Origin of the sequence: Enterobacter cloacae complex sp. P40C2 (assembly GCF_014930695.1) — a bacterium.
Taxonomy (GTDB): Bacteria; Pseudomonadota; Gammaproteobacteria; order Enterobacterales; family Enterobacteriaceae; genus Enterobacter; species Enterobacter pasteurii.
In genome coordinates, this window is record NZ_JADBRP010000011.1 from 56,555 (window position 1) to 72,859 (window position 16,305).

Below are 16,305 nucleotides of genomic sequence, written 5' to 3' on the forward strand. Positions count from 1 at the left end.
TTTTTGTCACGTTGTCAATTACGCGTTTTTCTTCGCTTTCTTGTCAGCTTTTACTAATGGAAGTTCCACTTTCACAGCAGCAACATCGCTTTCAGTGAATTCACGGCCGTAGTAGGTATCCAGCAGGATCTGTTTCAGCTCGGAAATCAGCGGGTAGCGTGGGTTAGCACCGGTACACTGGTCATCGAACGCATCTTCAGACAGCTTGTCTACGTGTGCGAGGAAGTCAGCTTCCTGAACACCTGCTTCACGGATAGACTTAGGAATACCCAGCTCCGCCTTCAGGCTTTCCAGCCACGCCAGCAGCTTCTCAATCTTCGCAGCAGTACGGTCGCCCGGTGCGCTCAGACCCAGGTGGTCAGCGATTTCAGCGTAACGACGACGAGCCTGTGGGCGGTCGTACTGGCTGAATGCAGTCTGTTTGGTTGGGTTGTCGTTGGCGTTATAACGGATAACGTTGCTGATCAACAGGGCGTTCGCCAGACCGTGTGGAATGTGGAACTGTGAACCCAGTTTGTGAGCCATAGAGTGGCAAACACCGAGGAAGGCGTTAGCAAACGCGATACCCGCGATGGTTGCTGCACTGTGTACACGCTCACGTGCAACAGGGTTTTTCGAACCTTCGTTATAGGATGCCGGCAGGTTTTCTTTCAGCAGCTTCAGCGCCTGCAGAGCCTGACCGTCAGAGAACTCAGAGGCCAGTACGGAAACGTAAGCTTCCAGAGCGTGAGTCACAGCATCCAGACCACCGAACGCACACAGTGATTTTGGCATTTCCATAACCAGGTTGGCATCGACGATAGCCATATCTGGCGTCAGCGCGTAGTCAGCCAGCGGATATTTCTGACCCGTTGCGTCATCAGTCACAACCGCAAACGGCGTTACTTCTGAACCGGTACCGGAAGTGGTGGTGACGGCGATCATTTTCGCTTTCACGCCCATTTTCGGGAACTTGTAGATACGTTTACGGATATCCATAAAGCGCAGCGCCAGTTCTTCGAAGTGCGTTTCAGGATGCTCGTACATGACCCACATAATTTTCGCGGCGTCCATTGGGGAACCGCCACCCAGTGCGATGATCACATCTGGTTTGAAGGAGTTTGCCAGTTCGGCACCTTTACGTACAACGCTCAGGGTTGGGTCAGCTTCAACTTCAAAGAAGACTTCAGTTTCGACGCCAGCCGCTTTCAGAACAGAGGTGATCTGGTCTGCATAGCCATTGTTGAACAGGAAACGGTCGGTCACGATGAGCGCACGTTTGTGGCCATCAGTAATCACTTCATCCAGCGCGATTGGCAGAGAGCCACGGCGGAAGTAGATAGATTTCGGAAGTTTGTGCCACAACATGTTTTCAGCTCGCTTAGCAACGGTTTTCTTGTTGATCAGGTGTTTTGGACCAACGTTTTCAGAGATGGAGTTACCACCCCAGGAACCACAACCCAGAGTCAGGGAAGGTGCGAGTTTGAAGTTGTACAGGTCACCGATACCACCCTGAGAAGCAGGGGTGTTGATCAGGATACGCGCCGTTTTCATCTTCTGACCGAAGTGAGCAACGCGTTCTGGCTGGTTATCCTGGTCGGTGTACAGGCAGGAGGTGTGACCGATACCGCCCATGGCAACCAGTTTCTCTGCCTTCTCTACCGCGTCATCGAAATCTTTGGCACGGTACATTGCCAGAGTAGGGGACAGTTTTTCGTGAGCGAACGGTTCGCTTTCATCGACAACCTTAACTTCACCGATCAGAATCTTGGTGGTAGCAGGAACGGTAAAGCCGGCGAGTTCAGCGATTTTATAAGCTGGCTGACCAACGATGGCGGCGTTCAGCGCGCCATTTTTCAGAATCACGTCCTGAACGGCTTTCAGCTCTTTACCTTGCAGCAGGTAGCCGCCGTGGCTGGCGAAACGTTCACGAACGGCGTCGTACACAGAATCAACGACGACGACAGACTGTTCAGACGCACAGATAACGCCGTTATCGAAGGTTTTGGACATCAGAACAGAGGCAACAGCACGCTTAATATCAGCCGTTTCGTCGATAACAACAGGTGTGTTACCCGCGCCTACGCCGATTGCCGGCTTACCGGAGCTGTATGCTGCTTTAACCATACCCGGACCACCGGTCGCCAGAATCAGGTTAATATCTGGGTGATGCATAAGGGCGTTGGACAGCTCAACGGAAGGTTGGTCGATCCAGCCGATTAAATCTTTTGGTGCGCCCGCAGCAATGGCAGCCTGCAGGACGATGTCTGCTGCTTTGTTGGTGGCGTCTTTCGCACGTGGATGCGGGGAGAAGATGATTGCGTTACGGGTCTTCAGGCTGATCAGAGATTTGAAGATTGCGGTAGAGGTTGGGTTAGTGGTTGGAACGATACCGCAAATGATGCCGATCGGTTCTGCAATAGTGATGGTGCCGAAAGTATCGTCTTCTGACAGCACGCCGCAGGTTTTCTCATCTTTATAGGCGTTGTAGATATACTCTGAAGCAAAGTGGTTTTTAATCACTTTATCTTCAACGATACCCATACCGGATTCGGCAACGGCCATTTTAGCGAGAGGGATTCGAGCATCTGCAGCAGCCAGAGCGGCCGCGCGGAAGATTTTATCAACCTGTTCTTGGGTGAAATTGGCATATTCACGCTGGGCTTTTTTTACGCGCTCGACGAGGGCGTTCAGTTCAGCGATATTGGTAACAGCCATAATGCTCTCCTGATAATGTTTAAACTCTTTTAGTAAACCAGCGCTCGATACGTCAGACAGTATAGTCAGAGCCGATTCCACTTGCGTAACACACAGTAAAACAAAGGATTACTCTCTTCTCCAGCTCACTAATTTACTAAAAGAGCCTTACCTTAGCATCATACCTTTTTGATAGGTGATCTCCCTGGCGGCGTAATCAAGATTACTCACTTCTGAGTACGAAAATTATGATCTGGGTCAATTTTCCACTAAGCTGATACCTTTCAGCAGGGTTAATTTGTGCTAATTATTCCACTGTTAAATAATTAAGTAACTATTGGAAGTGCCGCTATCATTGATTATACAAACGTTTAACATCATGAATTGATAACGTTTAGGCACAGATTTCTGGTGAAGTATGCGGCTAAAAAGCGTATCTTCAGCGCGGATTTATCATGACACGCTATCTCTTCCAGGCCATGCTCATTTGCGGAGCTTAATGTGATTCAAACGCTCTTTGATTTCCCTACATATTTTAAGTTTTTTATCGGCTTGTTTGCCCTGGTCAACCCGGTCGGGATCATCCCTGTCTTTATCAGTATGACCAGCTATCAAACGGCAGCCGCAAGAAATAAAACCAACCTGACGGCAAACCTGTCGGTGGCGATCATCTTGCTGACCTCCCTTTATCTTGGTGACGCCATTCTGCAGGTGTTCGGGATCTCGATTGATTCGTTCCGTATTGCGGGTGGGATCCTCGTGGTGACCATTGCGATGTCGATGATAAGCGGCAAGCTGGGGGAGGATAAGCAGAACAAGCAGGAAAAATCAGAGACGGCGATCCGCGAAAGCATTGGCGTGGTACCGCTGGCCTTACCGCTCATGGCAGGACCGGGTGCGATCAGCTCAACCATTGTGTGGGGTACGCGCTACCACAGCCTGATGCATCTGATTGGTTTTTCCGTCGCCATTGCTCTGTTCGCGCTCTGCTGCTGGGGCGTGTTCCGCATGGCGCCATGGCTGGTTCGCCTGCTGGGACAAACGGGCATCAACGTCATTACCCGTATCATGGGGCTGCTGTTAATGGCATTGGGCATTGAATTTATTGTTACCGGTATAAAAAGCATATTCCCCGGATTATTACACTGACCTTCATTTGAAACGACGGAGCCGATGGCTCCGTTTTTTTTACGTGATTATCAGCAAATCATATAAATAAAGTTGAAATGCGCGCCCGTCATAATAAGTTCTGCTAATAACTCTGTTTTGTTATTTTTCAAGAGGTTGTTAATTACACCCTTCCCATCCTGCTCATAAATCCTGCGAACCCTTTGTTATTTTACTCACATGATACTCTGGGGCTTGCTGACGGATAACCGAAATGATATTAGTAAATTCTGCGATGGCTCAGACGAATGTGCTAAATAATAACCATTTGTTAAATTTTCGTGAAAAAATTGAGCGGTCAGGCAATGTCATCGCGGTTACGAGCGTTTTTTCTGTAATGGCATAATAAACAAGCATTTTTAGCATTTTCTTCAGGGTTGGCGTCTGCCATCAATGAGTGTTCAGGCGCTATAAAAGAGAAATGCTTAACAAATTTGCAAAATGTATTGGCGAGTGGTGGCACCATTTGGTACTTTCCGGCCTTATATTTTGCTGAATTAAACAAGTTGATGAGAATTATTTTCAGATAGCTCTCGCCAATGAAATCCACGCTCTCTCTGACAGGGGAGAGAGTTAAAGAATCGACGCAAGGCCGCCGTACGAGCGGTCAGTAATAATGAAGTCGGTGATAGCAAGAAGTAAAAAAAGAACCTGACAGCAGCAAAAAAAACTCCTGCGCTGTACAGGCCCCAACAGGGGATTACACAACTGGCGAAGGCCGGTCATTATAATGAGTGGAGTATCAACACAATGTCCATCATCACAAAAAAAAGTCTGGTAGCGGCGGGGATTTTAACTGCGCTAATCGCGGGTAATGCTGCAATGGCCGCGGACGTTCCTGCGGGTGTTCAGCTGGCCGAGAAGCAAACGCTGGTCCGTAACAACGGCGCGGAAGTACAGTCTCTCGATCCGCACAAAATTGAAGGGGTGCCAGAATCTAACGTTAACCGTGACCTGTTCGAAGGTCTGCTGGTGACTGACGTGGACGGCCATCCGGCGCCGGGTGTGGCGGAAAAGTGGGACAACAAAGATTTTAAAGTCTGGACCTTCCACCTGCGTAAAGATGCCAAATGGTCCGACGGCACGCCGGTAACCGCCGAAGATTTCGTTTATAGCTGGCAGCGCCTGGCGGATCCCAATACCGCCTCTCCGTATGCGAGCTACCTGCAGTATGGTCATATTGCCAATATCGATGACATCATCACGGGTAAAAAGCCGGTTACCGATCTGGGCGTAAAAGCCATTGATGCCAACACCTTTGAAGTCACGTTGAGCGAACCTGTTCCATACTTCTATAAGCTGCTGGTACACCCGTCCGTCTCTCCGGTGCCAAAATCCGCTGTTGAAAAATTCGGTGAAAAATGGACCCAGCCTGCGAATATCGTGACCAACGGTGCGTACAAGCTGAAAAGCTGGGTAGTAAACGAACGTATGGTGCTGGAGCGTAACCCTCAGTACTGGGACAACGCGAAGACCGTTATTAATCAGGTAACCTACCTGCCAATTGCTTCAGAAGTAACCGACGTTAACCGCTACCGCAGCGGTGAAATCGACATGACCTACAACAACATGCCGATTGAACTGTTCCAGAAACTGAAAAAAGAGATCCCAAAAGAAGTTCACGTCGATCCGTATCTGTGCACCTATTACTACGAAATCAACAACCAGAAAGCACCGTTTACCGACGTTCGCGTACGTACCGCACTAAAGCTGGCGCTGGATCGCGATATCATCGTCCACAAAGTGAAGAATCAGGGCGACCTGCCTGCCTACAGCTATACCCCGCCTTACACCGACGGAATGAAGCTGGTTGAGCCTGAGTGGTTCAAGTGGTCTCAGGAAAAACGTAACGAAGAAGCGAAAAAACTGCTGGCCGAAGCCGGGTATACCGCCGATAAGCCGCTGACGTTTAGCCTGCTGTACAACACGTCCGATCTGCATAAAAAACTGGCTATCGCCGTCGCGTCAATCTGGAAGAAGAACCTGGGCGTAAACGTGAAGCTGGAAAACCAGGAGTGGAAGACCTTCCTCGATACGCGCCATCAGGGGACGTTCGACGTGGCCCGTGCAGGCTGGTGTGCGGACTATAACGAACCAACCTCCTTCCTGAACACCATGCTCAGCGACAGCTCGAACAACACTGCACACTATAAGAGCCCGGCGTTTGATAAGCTGATTGGTGAAACGCTGAAGGTAGCAGATGACGCTCAGCGCGCCGATCTGTACGCTAAATCTGAGCAACAGCTCGATAAAGACTCTGCGATCGTTCCGGTGTACTACTACGTCAACGCCCGTCTGGTGAAGCCGTGGGTAGGGGGTTATACCGGGAAAGACCCGTTGGATAATATTTCCGTTAAGAATCTTTATATTATCAAGCATTAATGGCAATACGTGGGGCGAGCCAGCTTGCCCCACTGTGTCTACTTTGTAACATTCATCAGGCACACGCCAGAAGGTACGGGCAATGTTGAAATTTATCCTGCGTCGCTGTCTTGAAGCGATCCCAACGTTATTTATTCTAATTACTATTTCATTCTTCATGATGCGCCTTGCGCCGGGCAGTCCATTTACCGGCGAACGTACGCTTCCGCCAGAAGTGATGGCCAATATCGAAGCGAAATACCATTTAAACGATCCCATTACCACGCAGTACTTCAACTATCTGAAGCAGCTTGCGCACGGTGATTTTGGACCGTCATTCAAATATAAAGACTATTCCGTTAACGACCTGGTCGCGTCCAGCTTCCCGGTATCGGCTAAATTAGGTGCTGCTGCATTTATCCTGGCCGTGGTTCTCGGGGTCACTGCGGGCGTTATCGCCGCGCTAAAACAAAATACCCGATGGGATTACGCCGTGATGGGGGTCGCAATGACCGGGGTGGTTATCCCCAGCTTCGTTGTCGCGCCGTTGCTGGTCATGATATTTGCCATCACGCTGCAGTGGCTGCCCGGGGGCGGCTGGAACGGCGGGGCGCTGAAGTTCATGATACTGCCGATGGTGGCGTTATCACTGGCGTACATCGCCAGCATCGCCCGTATCACCCGTGGATCGATGATTGAAGTCCTGCACTCTAACTTCATCCGTACCGCCCGCGCGAAGGGGCTGCCGATGCGCCGGATAATTTTGCGTCATGCGCTCAAGCCAGCGCTGCTGCCGGTGCTCTCCTATATGGGGCCTGCTTTCGTCGGCATCATTACGGGTTCCATGGTCATTGAAACCATTTACGGTCTGCCGGGCATTGGGCAGCTGTTTGTTAACGGGGCGCTTAACCGTGACTATTCGCTGGTGCTGAGCCTCACGATCCTCGTGGGTGCGCTGACCATTCTGTTTAATGCCGTTGTCGATGTGCTGTATGCCGTTATCGACCCGAAAATCCGTTACTAACTGGAGCACGCCATGATGTTGAGTAAGAAAAACAGCGAGGCGCTGGAAAACTTCAGTGAAAAGCTGGAGGTCGAAGGGCGCAGCCTCTGGCAGGACGCGCGCCGTCGCTTTATGCATAACCGTGCCGCCGTTGCCAGCCTGGTTGTGCTGGTGCTTATCGCGCTGTTCGTTACCCTGGCACCGATGCTGTCGCAGTTTACCTATTTCGATACGGACTGGGGCATGATGTCCAGCGCGCCGGATATGGAGTCCGGGCACTATTTCGGTACCGACTCTTCCGGCCGTGATTTGCTGGTGCGCGTGGCGATCGGCGGCCGTATCTCGCTGATGGTCGGTATTGCCGCGGCGCTGGTGGCGGTTCTGGTCGGTACGCTTTACGGCTCGCTTTCCGGTTATCTCGGCGGCAAAGTGGACTCCGTAATGATGCGTATGCTTGAGATCCTTAACTCCTTCCCGTTTATGTTCTTCGTCATTCTGCTGGTGACCTTCTTTGGTCAGAACATCCTGCTGATCTTTGTGGCAATCGGGATGGTCTCCTGGCTGGACATGGCGCGTATCGTGCGTGGCCAGACGCTGAGCCTTAAACGCAAGGAGTTTATTGAGGCCGCGCAGGTTGGGGGTGTCTCTACCGCCAATATCGTGGTGCGTCATATCGTTCCTAACGTGCTGGGCGTGGTGGTGGTGTACGCCTCCCTGCTGGTACCGAGCATGATCCTGTTTGAATCTTTCCTGAGCTTCCTGGGATTAGGTACGCAGGAGCCGCTGAGCAGCTGGGGCGCTCTGTTAAGCGATGGCGCTAACTCCATGGAAGTGTCGCCGTGGCTACTGCTGTATCCGGCGGGCTTCCTGGTAGTCACCCTGTTCTGTTTCAACTTTATCGGCGATGGCCTGCGTGATGCCCTCGACCCGAAAGACCGTTAAGGAGCGCCGCCATGACCATTATTGAAACGGCAACCGCGCCTCAGGCGCAGCAGCGGACCAGCGCACTGCTGGACGTAAAAGATCTCCGCGTGACCTTTAAAACACCGGACGGGGATGTTACCGCCGTAAACGATCTCAACTTCGACCTGCGTGCGGGTGAAACGCTGGGTATCGTGGGGGAGTCCGGCTCCGGAAAATCCCAAACCGCCTTCGCGCTGATGGGCCTGCTGGCGTCTAACGGCGTGATTGGCGGTTCGGCGACATTTCACGGCAGAGAGATCCTGAATTTGCCGGAACATGAGCTGAACAAACTGCGCGCCGAGCAGATCTCAATGATTTTCCAGGATCCGATGACGTCGCTGAACCCGTACATGCGTGTGGGGGAACAGCTGATGGAAGTGCTGATGCTGCACAAGGGACTGGGCAAAGCCGAAGCGTTTGAAGAGTCGGTCAAAATGCTGGATGCGGTGAAAATGCCGGAAGCGCGCAAGCGCATGCGCATGTATCCGCACGAGTTCTCCGGTGGGATGCGTCAGCGCGTTATGATCGCAATGGCGCTGCTTTGCAGGCCAAAGCTGCTGATTGCCGACGAACCGACCACGGCGCTGGACGTGACCGTTCAGGCGCAGATCATGACGCTCCTGAACGAGCTTAAGCGCGAGTTCAACACCGCGATTATCATGATTACCCACGATCTGGGCGTTGTCGCCGGGATTTGTGACAAAGTCCTGGTCATGTATGCCGGCCGCACGATGGAATACGGTAACGCACGTGACGTGTTTTACCAGCCAGCCCATCCGTACTCTATAGGCCTGCTGAATGCCGTACCGCGCCTTGATGCGGAAGGGGAGTCGCTGCTGACGATCCCCGGTAACCCGCCAAACCTGCTGCGTCTGCCGAAAGGCTGTCCGTTCCAGCCGCGCTGTCCGTACGCGATGGAAATCTGCAACAGCGCACCGCCGCTGGAGGCGTTTGCCCCGGGCCGTCTGCGCGCCTGCTTTAAGCCGCAGGAGGAGCTGGTATGAACGCCATTGATGAAAAAAGAAATGTACTGCTCGAAATCGCTGACCTGAAGGTTCATTTCGATATCAAAGACGGCAAGCAGTGGTTCTGGCAGCCGGCTAAAACCCTGAAAGCGGTGGATGGCGTTACGCTGCGCCTGTACGAAGGGGAGACCCTTGGCGTGGTGGGCGAATCCGGCTGCGGCAAATCGACGTTTGCGCGGGCGATTATCGGCCTGGTAAAAGCCACCGACGGTAAAGTGGCCTGGCTTGGCAAAGATCTGCTGGGAATGAAGCCGGATGAATGGCGCGACGTGCGCAGCGATATCCAGATGATATTCCAGGATCCGCTGGCATCGCTCAACCCGCGTATGACCATTGGTGAAATCATTGCCGAGCCGCTGCGCACCTATCATCCAAAGATGCCGCGCCAGGAAGTGCGTGACCGCGTGAAGGCGATGATGCTGAAGGTGGGTCTGCTGCCTAACCTCATCAACCGCTATCCGCACGAGTTTTCCGGCGGGCAGTGTCAGCGTATCGGTATTGCGCGTGCGCTGATCCTCGAGCCAAAGCTGATCATCTGCGATGAGCCGGTTTCGGCGCTGGACGTTTCTATCCAGGCGCAGGTGGTTAACCTGTTGCAGAAACTCCAGAGGGAGATGGGGCTGTCGCTGATTTTCATCGCTCATGACCTGGCGGTGGTAAAACACATTTCCGATCGCGTGCTGGTGATGTATCTGGGTCACGCCGTGGAGCTGGGCACCTACGACGAGGTGTATCACAACCCGCTGCACCCCTACACCAAAGCGCTGATGTCCGCGGTACCCGTACCGGACCCCGATCTGGAGAAAAATAAAACCATTCAGCTGCTGGAAGGCGAACTGCCTTCGCCGATTAACCCGCCTTCGGGCTGCGTATTCCGTACGCGGTGCCCATTAGCCGGGCCGGAATGCGCGAAGACGCGGCCGGTGCTGGAGGGCAGTTTCCGACACGCAGTTTCCTGCCTGAAAATAGACCCGCTATAATCGCAAGGGCTGACATGATGTCAGCCCTTATTTTTCGAGGTTATTGTGTCGCGATTATTCACGTCGGCCCGCCAGCGGCTGTATCATTTTTTATTCGATCCTGAAACGGTTTCCGGTCGACGCGTCGAGGGACTGTGCGGCTTATTTGCGCTGATTAGCGTCATCATTATCTTTATTGAATCCGGCGCCGGAACGCAGTACCACATGACGTTTGAGGAGTGGCATGTCTTCGTCTGGCTGGAACTGATCGTTACGCTGGTCTTTACCGTCGAATATCTACTGAGGGTCATCAGCTGGCCGAATCCGGCTAAATACGTCTTCAGCTTCTGGGGAATTATTGATTTAGCCACCATTCTGCCGCTGTACGTCATGTGGCTGTGGCCTGAAATTAGCCTGAACTATGTCTTTGCCTGGCGCGCAATGCGGGCGATTCGCGTATTACGTATTCTGAAGCTGCTGCGCTTTATGCCGTCGCTGCGGGTTTTTTGGGTCGCCATTGTCAGCGCCCGCCACCAGCTTATTCTCTTCTATTCGTTTATTGCTATCGTGATGATCGTTTTTGGATCCCTGATGTATTTAATCGAAGGGCCAAAATACGGCTTTACCACCCTTAATGCATCGGTTTACTGGGCCATCGTGACGGTGACGACGGTAGGCTATGGGGATATTACGCCGCATACGCCGCTCGGACGTATTGTGGCCTCTGTCCTGATTCTGATCGGTTATTCCGTGATAGCGATCCCGACGGGGCTAATTACTACTCACATGAGCAGCGCGTTTCAGAGCAGCAAACGGCAACGCAAATGTTCGAATTGTCAGCAGGGGAATCATGAACCCGACGCGCGGTTTTGTCACCGCTGCGGAAAGGCATTACCGGAGTAAATAAAAAAGGCTGCCGTCGCAGCCTTTATTTATTCGCGCCAGAGAATGTGGCACAGCTTGTGGTCTTTCTCGCGGCACAGCAGCACGCGCGCGAAGATGTCGTTAATTTCGCCACCGTCTTCATCTGCCAGTCCAATCACAACCTCAGCGAAGAAGTCCGGGTTGAGGTCAAAATCAACGTGCTCGGCCCAGTCTTCAGACGGATCGAACAGCTCGGCGCCGCCACGCTCTTCAAACTGAAGGTTGAAAAGAATGACGTCCGCAGGGTCGAGGTTATCAACCGCCAGTTCGAGAAAAATATCGTAAGCCTGCTCGAGCGTTTCGTCTTCGGTCAGGCGATTGTTCAGATCCATTTCCATGATGACTACCTGTTTAACATCGTTGGGCACGTTTTACAGCAACGGACTAAAGAAGTAAAACAGTCGTTCGGCAATTCGCTGCCAGAGCGGACGTTTGGCCCACAGCCTGGCGTCCAGCAGGCGGGAGCGGGAGATATAATCGTCCTGAACTGCCGCCAGATCGCCGCCGAATCCGACGTCGTCAATCACCAGCGTAATTTCAAAATTCAGCCACAGGCTACGCATGTCCAGGTTGACGGTGCCCACCAGGCTCAGCTCGCCGTCCACCAGCACGCTCTTGGTGTGTAACAGCCCGCCTTCGAACTGGTAAATTTTCACCCCGGCGGCCAGCAGCTCGCTGAAGAACGCGCGGCTTGCCCATCCGACCAGCAGCGAGTCATTCTTGCGCGGCAGAATAATGCTCACGTCCACCCCGCGCTGCGCCGCCGTGCAGATGGCATGCAGAAGATCGTCGCTGGGTACGAAGTAGGGCGTGGTCATTATCAGATACTCACGCGCTGAGTAAGCGGCGGTCAGCAGTGCCTGATGGATGAGATCTTCCGGAAAGCCGGGGCCGGAGGCAATGGTATGAATGGTGTGGCCGCTGGCTTCTTCAAACGGCATGATGTTGCCATCCGGCGGCGGCGGAAGAATACGTTTACCGGTTTCAATTTCCCAGTCGCAGGAATAAACGATACCCATAGAGGTCGCCACCGGGCCTTCCATACGCGCCATCAAATCGATCCATTGCCCCACGCCGGAATCCTGCTTGAAGAAGCGGGGATCGACCATGTTCATGCTGCCGGTGTAGGCAATATAGTTATCGATCAGGACCATTTTCCGGTGCTGGCGGAGATCCATGCGGCGCAGGAAGACGCGGAAAAGATTCACCTTCAGCGCCTCGACCACTTCGATGCCCGCATTGCGCATCATACCGGCCCACGGGCTGCGGAAAAAGGCGACGCTCCCGGCAGAGTCCAGCATCAGGCGGCAGTGGATACCGCGGCGCGCGGCGGCCATCAGCGATTCGGCTACCTGATCCGCCATTCCGCCGGGCTGCCAGATATAAAACACCATCTCGATATTATGCCGGGCGAGCTGAATGTCGCGGATCAGGGCCTGCATCACATCATCGGAGGTGGTCATAAGCTGCAGCTGATTGCCCTTTACGCCGCCAATGCCCTGGCGGCGTTCGCACAGTTTGAACAGGGACGCGGCCACGCTGCTGTTCTCTTCGGCGAAGATATGCTTGCAGGCTTTGAGATCGGCCAGCCATTTTGCCGTGGAGGGCCACATGGCACGGGCGCGTTCGGCGCGGCGTTTCCCAAGATGAAGTTCACCGAAAGAGAGATAGGCGATAATGCCCACCAGCGGCAGAATATAGATAATCAGAAGCCAGGCCATGGCTGAAGGTACCGCTCTGCGTTTCATCAGAATGCGCAGCGTCACCCCGGCAATTAACAGCCAGTATCCTAAAATGACCAGCCAACTCACCACGGTGTAGAAGGTTGTCATAAATAAAAAATCCTTTTGAAAGCGTATTGTTATGAGTTTACGCATCAGGAATCATCTGGCAAATAAAAACGGCAGATAAAAGCGCTGGTTTGCCGACAGCTTAGGCTTATAATGACGTTTCTGTTAGAGAAAGAGTTGTAGACATGAAGCGCAGTAGAACTGAAGTAGGGCGCTGGCGCATGTTGCGACAGGTGAGTCGTCGTAAGGCTCGTTGGCTGGAAGCACAATCCCGCCGCAATATGCGTATCCACACCATCAGAAAATGTGGACTGAACAGACACCGTAACGCGCTGCTGTTCGCGGTCCAGGACATCTGAAAAGCATGAGGGGCACCGTTAAGGTGCCCGTTAAACCTCCGGACTATCATTTTTCGCAGTCTCTCCTCTCCGGTTTCAGCGATATACTACGCCCCCCTAACGTCATGAAATAAAAAGATGAATCCATATCTCTGGGTTTTTATTGTGCTTTTGGCGCTGGATGCGCTCAGGGAAGATTTAGGGTTATCGTCATTCTCCTCGCTGACAGATTATGTTTATGCCTGGGGAGTAAGCTGGCTTTATTAAAAGGAAAAAGGATGAACGGAAAAGCGATGGCAGCGGTCCTCGGGATTGCGATATTAAGCGGATGTACCAGCAGTAAACCTTCCCCTGATCGGCACGCGTTTTATTTTGTCTCGCATCTGTCCGGCTTCACCGGCGGCAATTACGCCTCTGACGTGCAGAAGAATTATCGCCTGAACGTGGCGCAGTTCCGCGAGCTTTACGCGCGCGGCAGGGCCGACCGCAAGGAAGGCCGGACGCAGGAAGAGGCGCATCAATACGCCCAAAGCATACGCGATCAGCTGAAGGAAAATGCGAAGTCGCAGGAGTCCTTCGCAGGCAATGCGAAGGATAAGTGGACGTCGGCAATGGATGAAAAGGATGCTGCTTTATTTGGCAACGAACTGGCAGCGACTTATCTTGACGGCTATAACGGCGTACAATAGCGCCCTGATTTGGGGATACCGTTATTTACGGTAATCCCGCAGTTGTAGTGCAAAAGGAGTGAGACGTGTTTGCGGAGTTTGGTGTACTGAATTTCTGGACCTATGTTGTCGGCGCATTTTTTATCGTGCTGGTTCCAGGACCGAACACCTTGTTTGTGCTTAAAACAGGGATTGGCCACGGCGTTAAAAAAGGATATCTGGCCGCCACCGGCGTATTTATTGGTGATGCTGTACTCATGTTTCTGGCCTGGGCGGGGGTCGCCGCGTTAATCCAGACCACGCCGGTGTTATTTAATATCGTCCGCTATCTGGGCGCGTTTTACCTTCTGTGGCTCGGCGGCAAAATGCTCTGGTCTGTTATTAACCGTCAGAATAATGCACATGATAATAGCGCCGAACCGGCAAGCGCGATCCTCAAGCGTTCGCTGGTGCTGAGCCTGACGAACCCGAAGGCCATTCTTTTTTACGTGTCGTTCTTCGTGCAGTTCATTGATGTGAACGCGACGAATACCGGCACGTCGTTCCTGATCCTCGCCACAACCCTGGAGCTGATCAGCTTCATGTACATGAGCTTCCTGATTTTCTCAGGGGCGTTTGTTACGCGTTACCTGAAAACGAAAAAGAAACTCGCCAGGCTGGGCAACGGTCTGATAGGGCTGCTGTTCGTCGGGTTCGCGGCGCGGCTGGCGTCGCTGCACTGAATGAAAAAAGGCTCCTGAGGGAGCCTTTGTAATTTCTGGAGTAGCTGGAAAGCCGCGCCAGACAAGGCTTCACGTTTTACTACTAGCAGCCAAAAGCCATAAAAAGCGGCTAGGGTGTGGACACATTGTGGACACTCTGACCACCATTAGCGCCCTTCAACGGGTTAAGCGAAATCGCGTCCTGCAGGTACTTAGGAGCGAAGTGCGCATAGACCATTGTCTGCGCAATTTTCGTATGACCTAAGATCCTCTGCAGTGTGATGATATTGCCCCCGTTAATCATAAAGTGCGTGGCGAAAGAGTGTCGTAGCGCATGTGTTGCTTGCCCCGCAGGTAAGTCGGGCTTAACTTCTTTGAGGATTAGCCTGAATTCAGCATAACTGGCCTCAGGAAACAGAAAGCCTCGTGCTTTGCCGACTACGTAAGCCGCAACGTCATCAGAGATCGGGACCGAAACCGCATTCAGCGCTATCTGTGCCGAATCTGGAGCCTCATGCGCACTGCGTTCAAAGATAACGATTTAGACGTTTAACGGGATGCGTGTTGTCGAGCCGCACCACGACGGCACGTCACACTGGCACATGATGCTTTTTTGCAAACCCGGTCAGCGTAAAGCCATTAACGAAATTATGCGTCGTTATGCCCTCAAAGAGGACGGCCACGAAAAGGGCGCGGCAAAACAGCGCTTTGAGTCACGCCATCTTAATCAGGGCGGAGCGGCGGGTAATATCGCTAAATACATTGCAAAAAATATCGACGGTTACGCGCTCGACGGCCAACTCGATAATGACACCGGCAAGCCTCTGAAAGATACGGCCGCAGCCGTCACCGCATGGGCGTCAACATGGCGTATCCCTCAGTTTAAACCGATTGGTCTCCCGACGATGGGCGCTTACCGCGAACTGCGCAAACTACCGCGTGGGGTGAGTATTGCCTGCGAGTTTGACGACAGGGTCGAGGCCACGCGAGCTGCAGCAGATGAGGGTGACTTTGAGCGGTACATCATCGCGCAGGGTGGGGCAAACATGCCGTGTGATGCTCAGGCCGTCAGGGTCGCCCGTAAGGTGACGGATGAGGTTAACGAGTACAAGGAAGATATCGAGAGGGTGGTTGGTATTTATGCCCCTCATCTCGGGGCTGACCGTGTCCATGTAACCCGTACAGCCGAATGGCGAATCGTTCCTAAGGTTTTGGCCGTTGAGCCTTTGACCTTAAAAAGCGGCTCTGCCGCACCTCGGAGTTCTGTCAATAACTGTGGAAAGCTCACCGGCGGTGGCGATCCAGTTATGACCCCTACACCGTCTGAGCAAGCCGCAGCGGTGTAAAATCTGAATAAGAGCGGGGTAATCGGCTGGAATGAGCCAGACGTAGTGAAGGTGCTTAATGGCGCGTTAAGAGCCTGTGCACAACGTAAACATCGCCAGCAAAAATGTAATGTGCCACTCAAAAACAGCGAAAAAGCGCCATCAGCAAGGATGACTAAATATGAAAGGGAGCGTGTTGTGAAAATCCGTGTAGAATTGGCCCAAGAAGGGCTTCATCCTGAACGATGGGAACTAGATGTGCTTGCACGTGGTGCAACAGTCTTTTACGGTGAAAAAAAATACAAGTTTCCAGTTGCTGGAACTTAGTCAGTTCGAAAATTATCACCTATGTTATCAAATAAAAGCTAGTCAATATCAAATCAGGCACTTGGCTTTTCGCCAAAA

15 protein-coding genes and 2 pseudogenes are annotated in these 16,305 nt (G+C 52.6%); 12 read left to right on the forward strand and 5 right to left on the reverse strand.

Translation table 11 applies throughout. From position 1 onward, the window contains the following. Positions 1-18: 18 nt before the first annotated feature. Positions 19-2,697: a bifunctional acetaldehyde-CoA/alcohol dehydrogenase gene (gene adhE / locus IM304_RS17830; protein ID WP_148419632.1), complete on the reverse strand. Its 2,679-nt coding sequence runs from the start codon at positions 2,695-2,697 to the stop codon at positions 19-21. Between the two features lie 480 nt (positions 2,698-3,177). Between adhE and IM304_RS17835 the strand changes: the two genes are divergently transcribed. After that, positions 3,178-3,825 carry a YchE family NAAT transporter gene (locus tag IM304_RS17835; RefSeq protein ID WP_063452247.1) on the forward strand — a complete coding sequence of 216 codons (648 nt, stop codon included), beginning with the start codon at positions 3,178-3,180 and terminating at the stop codon, positions 3,823-3,825. Between the two features lie 316 nt (positions 3,826-4,141). Here the strand turns inward: IM304_RS17835 and IM304_RS17840 are convergent, their stop codons facing one another. After that, positions 4,142-4,393 (reverse strand): hypothetical protein, encoded by a 252-nt coding sequence (locus tag IM304_RS17840; RefSeq protein WP_193355333.1) that lies wholly within the window; start codon positions 4,391-4,393, stop codon positions 4,142-4,144. A 200-nt stretch (positions 4,394-4,593) separates the two neighbouring features. On the opposite strand from IM304_RS17840, the gene oppA reads away from it, so the two are divergent. The 6 genes from oppA (at position 4,594) to IM304_RS17870 (ending at position 11,057) form a co-directional block, all read left to right on the forward strand. After that, on the forward strand, positions 4,594-6,225 hold the full coding sequence (oppA, locus tag IM304_RS17845; RefSeq protein ID WP_148419634.1) for an oligopeptide ABC transporter substrate-binding protein OppA: 1,632 nt from the start codon (positions 4,594-4,596) through the stop codon (positions 6,223-6,225). An 82-nt stretch (positions 6,226-6,307) separates the two neighbouring features. After that, positions 6,308-7,228 (forward strand): oligopeptide ABC transporter permease OppB, encoded by a 921-nt coding sequence (gene oppB, locus IM304_RS17850; protein ID WP_148419635.1) that lies wholly within the window; start codon positions 6,308-6,310, stop codon positions 7,226-7,228. A gap of 12 nt (positions 7,229-7,240) precedes the next feature. Next, positions 7,241-8,149 (forward strand): oligopeptide ABC transporter permease OppC, encoded by a 909-nt coding sequence (gene oppC, locus IM304_RS17855; protein WP_148419636.1) that lies wholly within the window; start codon positions 7,241-7,243, stop codon positions 8,147-8,149. Positions 8,150-8,160: 11 nt separating this feature from the next. Continuing rightward, a complete protein-coding gene (locus IM304_RS17860; protein ID WP_193355318.1) occupies positions 8,161-9,174 on the forward strand; it encodes an ABC transporter ATP-binding protein in 1,014 nt (337 codons plus the stop codon). After that, the gene (oppF, locus tag IM304_RS17865) at positions 9,171-10,175 is read left to right on the forward strand and encodes a murein tripeptide/oligopeptide ABC transporter ATP-binding protein OppF (protein ID WP_193355317.1); all 1,005 of its coding nucleotides are present in this window, start codon (positions 9,171-9,173) and stop codon (positions 10,173-10,175) included. Before IM304_RS17860 ends, oppF begins: the two co-directional genes overlap by 4 nt. A 45-nt stretch (positions 10,176-10,220) precedes the next feature. Then, complete coding sequence (locus IM304_RS17870) at positions 10,221-11,057, forward strand: ion transporter (protein WP_193355316.1); 837 nt, start codon at positions 10,221-10,223, stop codon at positions 11,055-11,057. Between the two features lie 29 nt (positions 11,058-11,086). Here IM304_RS17870 and IM304_RS17875 read toward each other — a convergent pair whose 3' ends face one another. Together IM304_RS17875 and cls are read right to left on the reverse strand one after the other, a co-directional pair. After that, positions 11,087-11,416, reverse strand: a complete 330-nt coding sequence (locus IM304_RS17875; protein WP_006810881.1) for an HI1450 family dsDNA-mimic protein — start codon at positions 11,414-11,416, stop codon at positions 11,087-11,089. 33 nt (positions 11,417-11,449) lie between these two features. Then, entirely contained in the window at positions 11,450-12,910 is a 1,461-nt protein-coding gene (cls, locus tag IM304_RS17880) for a cardiolipin synthase (protein ID WP_148419640.1), read from the reverse strand. Positions 12,911-13,053: 143 nt separating this feature from the next. Here cls and IM304_RS17885 point away from each other — a divergent pair, with 143 nt between their 5' ends. From IM304_RS17885 to leuE, 4 genes are all read left to right on the forward strand, one after another. Then, positions 13,054-13,227 carry a YciY family protein gene (locus tag IM304_RS17885; RefSeq protein WP_193355315.1) on the forward strand — a complete coding sequence of 58 codons (174 nt, stop codon included), beginning with the start codon at positions 13,054-13,056 and terminating at the stop codon, positions 13,225-13,227. Positions 13,228-13,344: 117 nt separating this feature from the next. After that, positions 13,345-13,473, forward strand: a complete 129-nt coding sequence (locus tag IM304_RS22445; protein ID WP_209007145.1) for a KPN_01571 family protein — start codon at positions 13,345-13,347, stop codon at positions 13,471-13,473. An 11-nt stretch (positions 13,474-13,484) separates the two neighbouring features. Continuing rightward, a complete protein-coding gene (locus IM304_RS17890) occupies positions 13,485-13,895 on the forward strand; it encodes an Exc2 family lipoprotein (RefSeq protein ID WP_193355314.1) in 411 nt (136 codons plus the stop codon). A gap of 65 nt (positions 13,896-13,960) precedes the next feature. Next, positions 13,961-14,596 carry a leucine efflux protein LeuE gene (gene leuE / locus IM304_RS17895; protein ID WP_176610146.1) on the forward strand — a complete coding sequence of 212 codons (636 nt, stop codon included), beginning with the start codon at positions 13,961-13,963 and terminating at the stop codon, positions 14,594-14,596. Between the two features lie 109 nt (positions 14,597-14,705). On the opposite strand, the pseudogene IM304_RS17900 reads toward leuE, so the two are convergent. Further along, positions 14,706-15,050, reverse strand: a pseudogene (locus IM304_RS17900) (tyrosine-type recombinase/integrase); the annotation flags it as partial. A gap of 9 nt (positions 15,051-15,059) precedes the next feature. Here IM304_RS17900 and IM304_RS17905 point away from each other — a divergent pair. Continuing rightward, positions 15,060-16,227: pseudogene (locus tag IM304_RS17905) on the forward strand (replication endonuclease); the annotation flags it as partial. Positions 16,228-16,305: the final 78 nt, after the last annotated feature.

Excerpts from the sequence above, each read along its gene's own strand:
- IM304_RS17875 (WP_006810881.1), bottom strand. The coding sequence starts at position 11,416 with ATGGAAATGGATCTGAACAATCGCCTGACCGAAGACGAAACGCTCGAG.
- IM304_RS22445 (WP_209007145.1), top strand. The coding sequence starts at position 13,345 with ATGAATCCATATCTCTGGGTTTTTATTGTGCTTTTGGCGCTGGATGCG.
- cls (WP_148419640.1), bottom strand. The coding sequence starts at position 12,910 with ATGACAACCTTCTACACCGTGGTGAGTTGGCTGGTCATTTTAGGATAC.
- oppA (WP_148419634.1), top strand. The coding sequence starts at position 4,594 with ATGTCCATCATCACAAAAAAAAGTCTGGTAGCGGCGGGGATTTTAACT.
- IM304_RS17885 (WP_193355315.1), top strand. The coding sequence starts at position 13,054 with ATGAAGCGCAGTAGAACTGAAGTAGGGCGCTGGCGCATGTTGCGACAG.
- oppF (WP_193355317.1), top strand. The coding sequence starts at position 9,171 with ATGAACGCCATTGATGAAAAAAGAAATGTACTGCTCGAAATCGCTGAC.
- adhE (WP_148419632.1), bottom strand. The coding sequence starts at position 2,697 with ATGGCTGTTACCAATATCGCTGAACTGAACGCCCTCGTCGAGCGCGTA.
- oppC (WP_148419636.1), top strand. The coding sequence starts at position 7,241 with ATGATGTTGAGTAAGAAAAACAGCGAGGCGCTGGAAAACTTCAGTGAA.
- oppB (WP_148419635.1), top strand. The coding sequence starts at position 6,308 with ATGTTGAAATTTATCCTGCGTCGCTGTCTTGAAGCGATCCCAACGTTA.
- IM304_RS17890 (WP_193355314.1), top strand. The coding sequence starts at position 13,485 with ATGAACGGAAAAGCGATGGCAGCGGTCCTCGGGATTGCGATATTAAGC.
- IM304_RS17860 (WP_193355318.1), top strand. The coding sequence starts at position 8,161 with ATGACCATTATTGAAACGGCAACCGCGCCTCAGGCGCAGCAGCGGACC.